Annotated in this window: 9 protein-coding genes; 4 read left to right on the top strand and 5 right to left on the bottom strand. The window is 68.3% G+C overall.

The window, feature by feature from the left end; genetic code table 11:
* The first annotated feature begins 327 nt into the window (after positions 1-327).
* Entirely contained in the window at positions 328-1,605 is a 1,278-nt protein-coding gene (locus AC1DWP_RS19300) for an NAD(P)/FAD-dependent oxidoreductase (protein WP_477616111.1), read from the top strand.
* Positions 1,606-1,688: 83 nt separating this feature from the next.
* On the opposite strand, the gene AC1DWP_RS19295 is transcribed toward AC1DWP_RS19300, so the two are convergent.
* Genes AC1DWP_RS19295 through AC1DWP_RS19285 form a run of 3 tightly spaced genes read right to left on the bottom strand, consistent with a single transcriptional unit; the run spans position 1,689 to position 5,217 of the window.
* The gene (locus AC1DWP_RS19295; protein WP_477616110.1) at positions 1,689-4,043 is read right to left on the bottom strand and encodes a heavy metal translocating P-type ATPase; all 2,355 of its coding nucleotides are present in this window, start codon (positions 4,041-4,043) and stop codon (positions 1,689-1,691) included.
* 41 nt (positions 4,044-4,084) lie between these two features.
* A complete protein-coding gene (locus AC1DWP_RS19290) occupies positions 4,085-5,014 on the bottom strand; it encodes a hypothetical protein (protein ID WP_477616109.1) in 930 nt (309 codons plus the stop codon).
* Complete coding sequence (locus AC1DWP_RS19285) at positions 5,011-5,217, bottom strand: heavy-metal-associated domain-containing protein (RefSeq protein ID WP_477616108.1); 207 nt, start codon at positions 5,215-5,217, stop codon at positions 5,011-5,013. Before AC1DWP_RS19285 ends, AC1DWP_RS19290 begins: the two co-directional genes overlap by 4 nt.
* A gap of 206 nt (positions 5,218-5,423) precedes the next feature.
* Between AC1DWP_RS19285 and AC1DWP_RS19280 the strand changes: the two genes are divergently transcribed.
* The 3 genes from AC1DWP_RS19280 to AC1DWP_RS19270 all read left to right on the top strand — a co-directional run bounded on the left by AC1DWP_RS19280 (position 5,424) and on the right by AC1DWP_RS19270 (position 7,087).
* Positions 5,424-5,726: a metal-sensitive transcriptional regulator gene (locus AC1DWP_RS19280; protein ID WP_477616107.1), complete on the top strand. Its 303-nt coding sequence runs from the start codon at positions 5,424-5,426 to the stop codon at positions 5,724-5,726.
* 138 nt (positions 5,727-5,864) lie between these two features.
* Entirely contained in the window at positions 5,865-6,152 is a 288-nt protein-coding gene (locus AC1DWP_RS19275) for a heavy-metal-associated domain-containing protein (protein ID WP_477616106.1), read from the top strand.
* Complete coding sequence (locus tag AC1DWP_RS19270) at positions 6,149-7,087, top strand: cation diffusion facilitator family transporter (protein WP_477616112.1); 939 nt, start codon at positions 6,149-6,151, stop codon at positions 7,085-7,087. Before AC1DWP_RS19275 ends, AC1DWP_RS19270 begins: the two co-directional genes overlap by 4 nt.
* A gap of 88 nt (positions 7,088-7,175) precedes the next feature.
* On the opposite strand, the gene AC1DWP_RS19265 is transcribed toward AC1DWP_RS19270, so the two are convergent.
* Both AC1DWP_RS19265 and AC1DWP_RS19260 read right to left on the bottom strand, forming a co-directional pair.
* Entirely contained in the window at positions 7,176-7,730 is a 555-nt protein-coding gene (locus tag AC1DWP_RS19265; protein WP_477616105.1) for a nucleoside monophosphate kinase, read from the bottom strand.
* A 91-nt stretch (positions 7,731-7,821) separates the two neighbouring features.
* The coding region (locus AC1DWP_RS19260) for an oligopeptide/dipeptide ABC transporter ATP-binding protein (protein WP_477616104.1) at positions 7,822-8,564 on the bottom strand (743 nt) is incomplete at its 5' end.

The raw sequence follows: 8,564 nt of genomic DNA, 5'->3' as shown, positions 1-8,564 counted from the left end.
CCTTGCAGATCCGCAGATACTCGTCGGCGATCTCGGCCGGGAGCCGGTCACCGAGGACCTGCCGCATCGCGTCGTTGATGGCGAACTTGATCAGCGTTCCGTTCATGTCGAACGTCACGAACCTGGGCTTGGTCTCGAATCCCACGATTCCTCCTGGAGCTGAGTTTCAGAACGGCCCGCTGCCACTCTGGTCGATTGTCGACCATATGTGTATCGTGGTCGACTGTCAACAATCATCAGTATACGGTGGTCTTTCGCCTTCCGTGGTTGTCCCGCCCCAGTCGCGTGACCCAGTCTCTGGCGTTGACCCCCTCTTGAGGAGTGCCCATGAAGCTCACGTCCTACTGGCTCGACACCGCCCCGAAGGGCTCCGTCGAGCGGTCCAAGACCGCCGTGGAAGGACGCACCGACGTGGCCGTCATCGGCGGCGGCCTGACCGGCGTCGTGGCCGCCCTCCACCTCGCCAGAAGGGGGGCGAAGGTGCACCTGTTCGAGCAGCACACCGTCGGGTTCGGCGCCTCCGGACGCAACGGCGGCATGGCCACCACGGGCATGTCGATCGGCATCCGGGACGCAGTGGCAAAGCTGGGCTTCGACCGCGCGGCGTCCCTGTACCGCTCGTACGGCCAAGCGGTCGACCTGGTCGAGGAGCTCGTGACGGACGAAGGCATCGACTGCGACTTCGCGCGCCCCGGCAAGCTGATCCTTGCGTCCAGGCCGGCGCACCTCCAGGGGTTCGAGAAGACCGCCGAGCTGCTGAACACCCGGCTGGGCGTGGAGACGCAGGTGGTCCCCAAGAGCGAACTGCATCGCGAGATTGGATCGGACGTCTTCCACGGTGGGATGACCGATTCGAAGAGCGCCAGTCTCCACGTGGGCAAGTACATCCGCGGGCTCGGCGAAGCAGCAGAGCGTGCCGGCGTGACGATCCACGAGGAGGCACCTGTGCTGAAGCTGCGCAAGCTCGGCCCGGGCCATGAGCTCGAGACCCCGCGCGGACGCATGCAGGCAGACCAGGTGCTCCTGGCCACGGGCGCGTACACCCGTCGGCCGTTTCGCTGGCACCAGGTCCGGATCGCACCGGTCGGCAGCTTCATCATCGCCACCGAGCCACTGGCCGCGAGCGTGTGCGACGACCTGCTGCCCACCCGGCGGGTGGCCTCGGACTCCAAGAACCTGCTGAACTACTTCCGCATCACTCCCGACAACCGCCTGCTCTTCGGCGGCCGAGCACGGTTCGCGATGTCCAACCCACAGTCCGACGAGAAGAGCGGCAAGCTGCTCCGCGACGCCATGGTGCACACCTTCCCCCAGCTGTCCGACGCCAGGGTCGACTACTGCTGGGGAGGGGTCGTGGACATGACGCTCGACCGGATGGTCAAGGCCGGCCAGCACGACGGCATCTACTACTCCATGGGGTATGCCGGGCACGGAGTCCAGATGGCCACGTACATGGGGCGTGCGATGGCCGAGTACATGTCCGGCGTCCCCGAGGCGAACATCTGGAGCGACTTCGAGTTCCGTCGCATCCCGGGACACTTCGGCCCTCCGTGGTTCCTGCCCATTGCCGGCACCTACTACAAGCTCAAGGACCGAGTGAGCTGATCGCGAGCTTCCGTGAGCTGGTCGCGAGCTTCCGGATGCCGGCTGCGGTGACGGCTGCGGTGACGGCTGCGGTGACGGCTGCCTCAGGCTGCCGTACTGGCGAGCACGTTCGGCTCGGACGGCTGTACGTCGCCGCTGGAGATGATCGAGCTGAACCGGCGCAGCCGCAGGCTGTTCGACACCACGAAGACGGACGAGAAGGCCATCGCCGCACCGGCGAGCATCGGGTTCAGCAACCCCGCTGCGGCCATCGGGAGGGCGGCGACGTTGTACGCGAAGGCCCAGAAGAGGTTGCCCTTGATCGTCGCAAGAGTGCGCCGGGAGAGCCGGATGGCGTCTGCCGCCACGCGGAGGTCTCCACGGACAAGGGTGAGGTCGCTGGCTTCGATGGCGACATCCGTGCCCGTGCCCATGGAGAGGCCGAGGTCGGCCTGCGCGAGGGCCGCGGCATCGTTCACGCCGTCGCCCACCATGGCCACGACGCGCCCCTCGGCCTGCAGTCGCTTGACCACGTCGACCTTGTCCGCAGGAAGGACGTCTGCGATCACTGTCTCCGGCGACACCTCGATACCCACCTGGCGGGCCACCGCCTGGGCGGCGGCCTGGTTGTCCCCAGTGAGCAGGACCGGCTGTAGGCCCAGGGCCCTGAGCTGCGCGATGGCTTCCGCGGACGACGGCTTGATCGCGTCGGCCACCACGAGCACCCCTCGGGCTCTGCCGTCCCAGCCCACGGCGATGGGGGTCGCTCCGTCGGCCTGCGCGGCTGCAAAGGCCCGCTCCAGCTCCACCGGAAGGTGCTGCGACCACTCACTCAGGAGCTGGGGCCGTCCCACGAGGACGGCGTGGCTGCCTTCGGCGGTCGTGACCAGACCCTGCACCCCGAGGCCCTCGATGTTGGCGAAGTCGTCCACGGCAGGCAGTGCACCGAACCGGTCGCGGGCAGCGTTGGCCACCGCCCGGGCGATCGGGTGCTCCGAGGCGTCCTCAAGGGCACCCGCCAGCCGGAGCACCTCGCCGGCCTCCTGCCCATCGGTGGTGGCGACGGAGACCAGGGTCATCTGGCCGGTCGTCACAGTGCCGGTCTTGTCGAGGACGATGGTGTCGATGCTCCGGGTCGACTCCAGCACCTCAGGTCCTTTGATGAGGATGCCGAGCTGCGCGCCCCGACCGGTTCCGACCATGAGAGCCGTGGGGGTTGCCAGGCCGAGCGCGCACGGGCACGCGATGATCAGGACGGCGACCGCCGCGGTGAACGCGGTCGCGAGCCCGCTGCCGGTCCCGATCCAGAACCCGAGAGTCGCCGCTGCGATGCCGATGACGATCGGCACGAAGATGCCGGAGACCCGGTCGGCGAGGCGCTGCACCTGCGCCTTGCCGTTCTGCGCGTCCTCGACCAGGCGTGCCATCTGCGCAAGCTGGGTGTCGGCACCGATCCTGGTGGCGCGGACCAGGAGCCGGCCACCGGCGTTGACCGTGGCACCCACGACCACGTCGCCCGGACCGACCTCCACCGGCATCGACTCGCCGGTCAACATCGACGCGTCGACCGCGGAGCTGCCCTCCTCGATCACGCCGTCGGTGGCGATCTTCTCCCCCGGCCTCACCACGAACCGGTCGCCGACCGAGAGCTGGTCAGTGGGAATCCGCACCTCGACCTGTCCGGTCGCGCCGTCGCGCAGCACCGCGACCTCTTTCGCGCCGAGCTCGAGCAGCGCCCGCAGGGCGGCCCCGGCCCGCCGCTTCGAGCGGGCCTCGAAGTAGCGACCCGCCAGGATGAAGGTGGTCACCCCCGCTCCGGCCTCCAGGTAGATGTTGGCCGAACCGTCGGACCGGGCGACGGTGAGCTCGAACGCATGCTTCATGCCCGGGGTGCCCGCCGTTCCCCAGAACAAGGCGTAGACCGACCAGCCGAGCGCCGCCGAGGTGCCCAGCGAGATGAGGGTGTCCATCGTCGATGTGGCGTGCCGCAGGTTGACCCAAGCCGCCCGATGGAAGGGCCAGGCACCCCAGGTCACCACGGGCGCCGCGAGCGTGAGCGAGAGCCACTGCCAGTTGGTGAACTGCCAGGCCGGCACCATGGCCAGAAGCACGACCGGAACAGTCAGCACCGCCGAGAGCACCAGCCGCTGCCGAAGGGAGCGAGTCGGGTCCTCGACGGCCTTCTCGCCCTCCAGCGCGTCATCCTGCGGTGGGCGGGGCAAGGTCGCCCCGTAACCGGCCTGCTCGACCGTCCGGACCAGCTCGGCGGGGTCAAGGCCATCGGGGAAGGTCACCTTGGCCTTCTCCGTCGCATAGTTCACCGTCGCCACGACGCCGTCCATCTTGTTCAGCTTGCGCTCGATGCGGTTCGCGCACGAGGCACAGGTCATCCCACTGATCTCCAGCTGGAGATGGCTGGTCGAGGCGGCCGGGCCCTGAGCGTTGGTGAGCGAGCTCATCTGTCTTCCTTCGTGTACGGGTCGGTGCGCGTCTTCCACGCTCAGTGTGCGTCGCCTGCGTGGCCGTCTTCGGAGTTCCCCGAGGTCTCCGGGGAGGTGCCGCCGGACCCGGTCAGCGTGAATGCCGCGGTCCGGACCACGCCCTCGTGCTTGAAGTCGAGGTAGAGGTGATAGCGGTCGGAGCTCGGCACCTCGGCGTAGAAGACCACGCCGGGGCCGGGCCTGGTCACGCCGTCGCCGGGGGTTCCCTCGGGGTGCACGTGCAGGTAAGCCAGGTCTCCGGCTCGCAGTGCCACCAAGTGGCCGTAGGCGCCCAGGTATGGCTCGAGGTCGGTGACGGGCTTGCCGTCGCGGGTCACCGTGAGCGTGAGCTTGGCCGATTTGCCCGCGGCCAGGTGGCCGTCGAGGGTCACCGTGTAGCCGTCGACCGTCGAGGTCTGGGAGTCGGCCGGCGCGGTGGCGGGCTGGTAGGCCCCTGGTACGGCAAGATCGCTCCCCAAGGTGATCGCCGGTCCGCCGGTGGCCTTGAAGTCGGCGAACAGCCGCCACTGACCGGCGCTCAGGTCCAGCGTCGTGGTCCAGGTGCCGTCCGCGGCCATCCGGGGGTGCACGTGCTGGAAGCCATGGAAGTCCCGGCGAACGGCGATCAGGTGCAGCCTCTTGTCATGCTCCTCGTCGAAGCGAGTCACTGGGCGACCATCGCGACCGCGGATCGTGAACGCCAGCGGCACGTCAGCGCCGGCCGCGACGGTCGTCTGGGAGAGCTCGAAGGCGTACCCGTCCTGAGAGACCATGAGTCCCTTGGGGAACGCCGCGGCGGCGCCCTGGCCTCCCTGGCCCATGTCCATCCCGGCATGGTCGGCCGCAGCCGCCGGCGCCACTGGCCCGACAACGCGTCCCACGCCGACCGCACCACCAAAGACGGCGAACAGCGCGACGAGGAAACCGACCAGCTTCGTCGTGGCGCTCATGCCAGCTGGTACCCGGCGTCCTCCACCGCGGCCCTGATGCTGGCGTCGTCGAGTGGGTCTGCACTGGTGACGGTGAGGCTCCCCGTCTCGAGGACCACCTCGACGCCTTCGACGCCTGAGATCTCGTTGACCTCCTCCGAGACGGAAGCCACGCAGTGCGCGCAGGTCATCCCGGTCACCGTATAGGTCTGGGTGGTGCTCATCATGGGTTCCTCTCGCTCATGAACAGCTGAAGGGCCGGGGCCCTCCTGTCACGCTCCCGCTGGACAGCGCTCGGTAGCGTAACCTCTGTTCATACAATACCCCCCTAGAGTATCCTGTCAATCATCGGGCCTGCTGCGCGGTACCGGTACGGGGTACACTCCCCGCGCTCGGACCAATCCCGGGCACGACGGACTGGAGACGAGGAATGACCGAGACGGCAGAGCACGAGCACGGCTACATCCACCGCAAGGACGACTACGTCAAGCGCCTGCGCCGAATCGAGGGCCAGGCCCGCGGTCTCCAGCGAATGGTGGAGGAGGAGAAGTACTGCATCGACATCCTCACCCAGATCTCCGCCATCACCAAGGCCTTGCAGTCTGTTGGCCTGGGACTTCTCGAGGAGCACCTGAGCCACTGCGTCGCCGACGCGGCCGCCCAGGGTGGGCGCGAGGCAGACATGAAGCTGAAGGAAGCATCGGACGCGATCGCCCGGATGGTGCGCTCGTAGCCAAACCCTTCCCCGCACTGCGCGTTCGTCTATCGAGATACCGGTGGGGGGTACTTGTCACCCATACCCCCCATGGGTACAGTTCCCGGTGAAGTTCCCCCGCGCCGGGACCGGCGCCCACCCGAGGAGATCGAGCTGATGACCACGACCACCACCACTACCTACAGCGTCCGCGGCATGACCTGCGGCCATTGCGCGGCATCGGTGACAGCCGAAGTCGGCACCATTCCCGGAGTCACCGAAGTGGCTGTCGATGTTCCCGCGGGCCTCGTCACCATCAGCACCGAGGCCGAGGTCAGCACCGGCGCCGTCAAGGCTGCTGTCGCGGAGGCGGGCTACGAGGTCGTCGACGCAGTCAACGACGATGCCGGCTCGTGCTGCGGCGGAGCCACCTGCTCGCCGGCCTCGACCGACAGCGCCCCGTGAGCGGGGGCCACGGTCATGGCCACAGTCATGCCCACGGCCACGGCCACGGAGCTGGTGGCCATGCAGGCGCAGCCCACCGATGGCGCCTCCGCGTGTCATTCGTCCTCATTGCTGCGTTCTTCGTGGTCGAGCTCGTCACCGCCCTGGCGTCTGGGTCCTTGGCCCTGCTGAGTGACGCCGGGCACATGGCCGCGGACGTGGTTGCCCTGGGGGCCGCGCTGGTGGCCACCCGCATCGCCACCCGCAAGGACACCTCTGGCCGACGGACCTTCGGCTCCTACCGGGCCGAGGTGTTCGCCTCGGGCCTAGCTGTTCTCCTGATGTTGGGCGTCTCGGTCTACATCGCCGTCGAGGCGCTGGCCCGGGTGGGATCACCCGGCCACGTCGCCTCGACCCCGATGCTTCTTGTCGGTGGCCTGGGTCTGGCGATCAATGTCGTGGCGCTGCTACTGCTGCGCGGCGGCGCCGCCGACAGCCTCAATGTCAAGGGCGCGTACCTCGAGGTCGTCGCCGACTCCCTGGGCTCGGTCGGCGTCATCGTCGCCGGACTGATGGTCTCCGTCACTGGGCAGACGTGGTGGGACACGGGCATCGCGCTGGCAATCGCCCTGTTCGTCTCGGTGCGGGCCGTCGCACTCGGGCGCGAAGTCCTGGTCGTTCTCGGCCAGCACGCCCCCGCAGCGATGGAACCCACCGAGGTCGTGGCAGCCCTGGGCAGCGTGAACGGCGTCGACGACGTCCACGACCTCCACCTGTGGACTCTCACCTCGGGGATGCACGTCGCGACCGCGCACCTGATGACCCACGAGGCCGTCGACCCCCATGCCGTGCTCGACGAGGCCCGCGACATCATGCGGCTGCGGTTCGGCGTCGAGCACGCCACCCTGCAGGTCGAGCCCCGTACGCACACCGGGTGCCAGGAGCTCGCCTGGTGACCCGCGTGCCGTCTGACCCTGAGCTCCCTGTGACCCACAGGGAGCTCAGGTCAGCTGGCACACGTGGCTTGCGACCTTCGGCTTCGGACTAGACGGCGACCCGCGACTGGGCAGCGGCCGCTGCCGCGATACAACGCTGCCGGAGCTCGGAGTCCGAGCCGCGACCGTCCACGACCTGCAGGATTCCCCTGCGCAGGTACGCCGACATCACCGGCTGGATCCGCGCCTCGTAGGCGCGCAAGCGGCTTTCGATGACCTCAACCCCATCGCCACTCCCGCGCCGTAGGAGTCGGCTGACGAGCAACGTCTCGGGCACTCCCAGGAAGATCACCGCATCGAGCGTGTGGCCACAGTTGCCACAGAGCTCGTCCAGGGCACCCACCTGCGCGAGGTTCAGGGGGTAGCCATGGAGGACCCACCCATGTCTGGCGTCCTGTTGCACGAGCCGGCTTCGAGTCATCTCGCTGGCCACGCGGTCGGGCACCTCCACCCCGGCATCGACGTAGGCCTTCGCCAGGAGTCCCAGCTGCGTCCGTGCTGACAGGTGCCCGGTGAACACCTCGCCAGCGCAGATAGCGGGAAGGCCGAGGTGCTGTGCCAGGTATGCCGCGTGCCGGCTCGTGCCAGCCCCAGGGGGGCCCATGATGAGCAGTCTCATGCTCGTGCCCGGCGGCCCGGTCCGCACCGACCAGCCCCTTCGTCGAGGGGCTCGATGGGGTACACCATCTGATCCTCTAGAAAGCTGGCGTCGAGGGCCCGGAAAGGCTCGGTAGCTCGGCCCAGAAGTGGCAGCTGGTGAGGTGGTCCTCGCCCGCCTGGGCGGTCGGCGGTTCGGTGGTACGGCAGATGTCTTGGGCCAAGGGGCAGCGGGGATGGAAACGGCACCCTGACGGGGGGTCGATCGGACTGGGTGGTTCGCCCTTGAGCTGGGTGATGATCGCGTCAGATCCGTGTTCCTCGGCCAGTGAGGCGGCCAGCAGCACTCGGGTGTACGGGTGGCGCGGGTTGGTGAACAGCTCCTCCCTGGGGGCGATCTCCACGATCTGGCCCAGATACATCACGGCGACCCGGTCGCACAGGTAACGCACCACCCGCAGGTCGTGGGAAATCAGCACCAGGGTGAGGTCGAGCTCGTCCTTCAGCTCCACCAGCAGGTTCAGGATCTGGGCCCGGATCGAGGCATCCAGGGCCGACGTCGGCTCGTCACAAATCAGGAACTTGGGCTTCAGGAGCAGGGCTCGAGCGATGACCAGCCGCTGCAGCTGACCACCGGAGCACTCCCGGGGCAACCGGTCGAGGATGTCCGTCTCCAGCCCGACCCGGTTGAGCATCTCGGCGATCCGGTCCGCCCGTTCGGCCTTGTTGCTCATCCCGTGGTGGCGCAACGGCGCGTCAAGGCTGGTGCCGAGCCGCATCTTGGGGTCGAAGGCGCCGTACGGGTCCTGGAAGACGAACTGCATCGAGCTGCGGAGCTGCG

It is taken from the genome of Pedococcus sp. P2_F6 (assembly GCF_056403675.1).
Note: the sequence above shows the minus strand (reverse complement) of the source record. Positions and strands in the feature narration are given on the sequence as shown.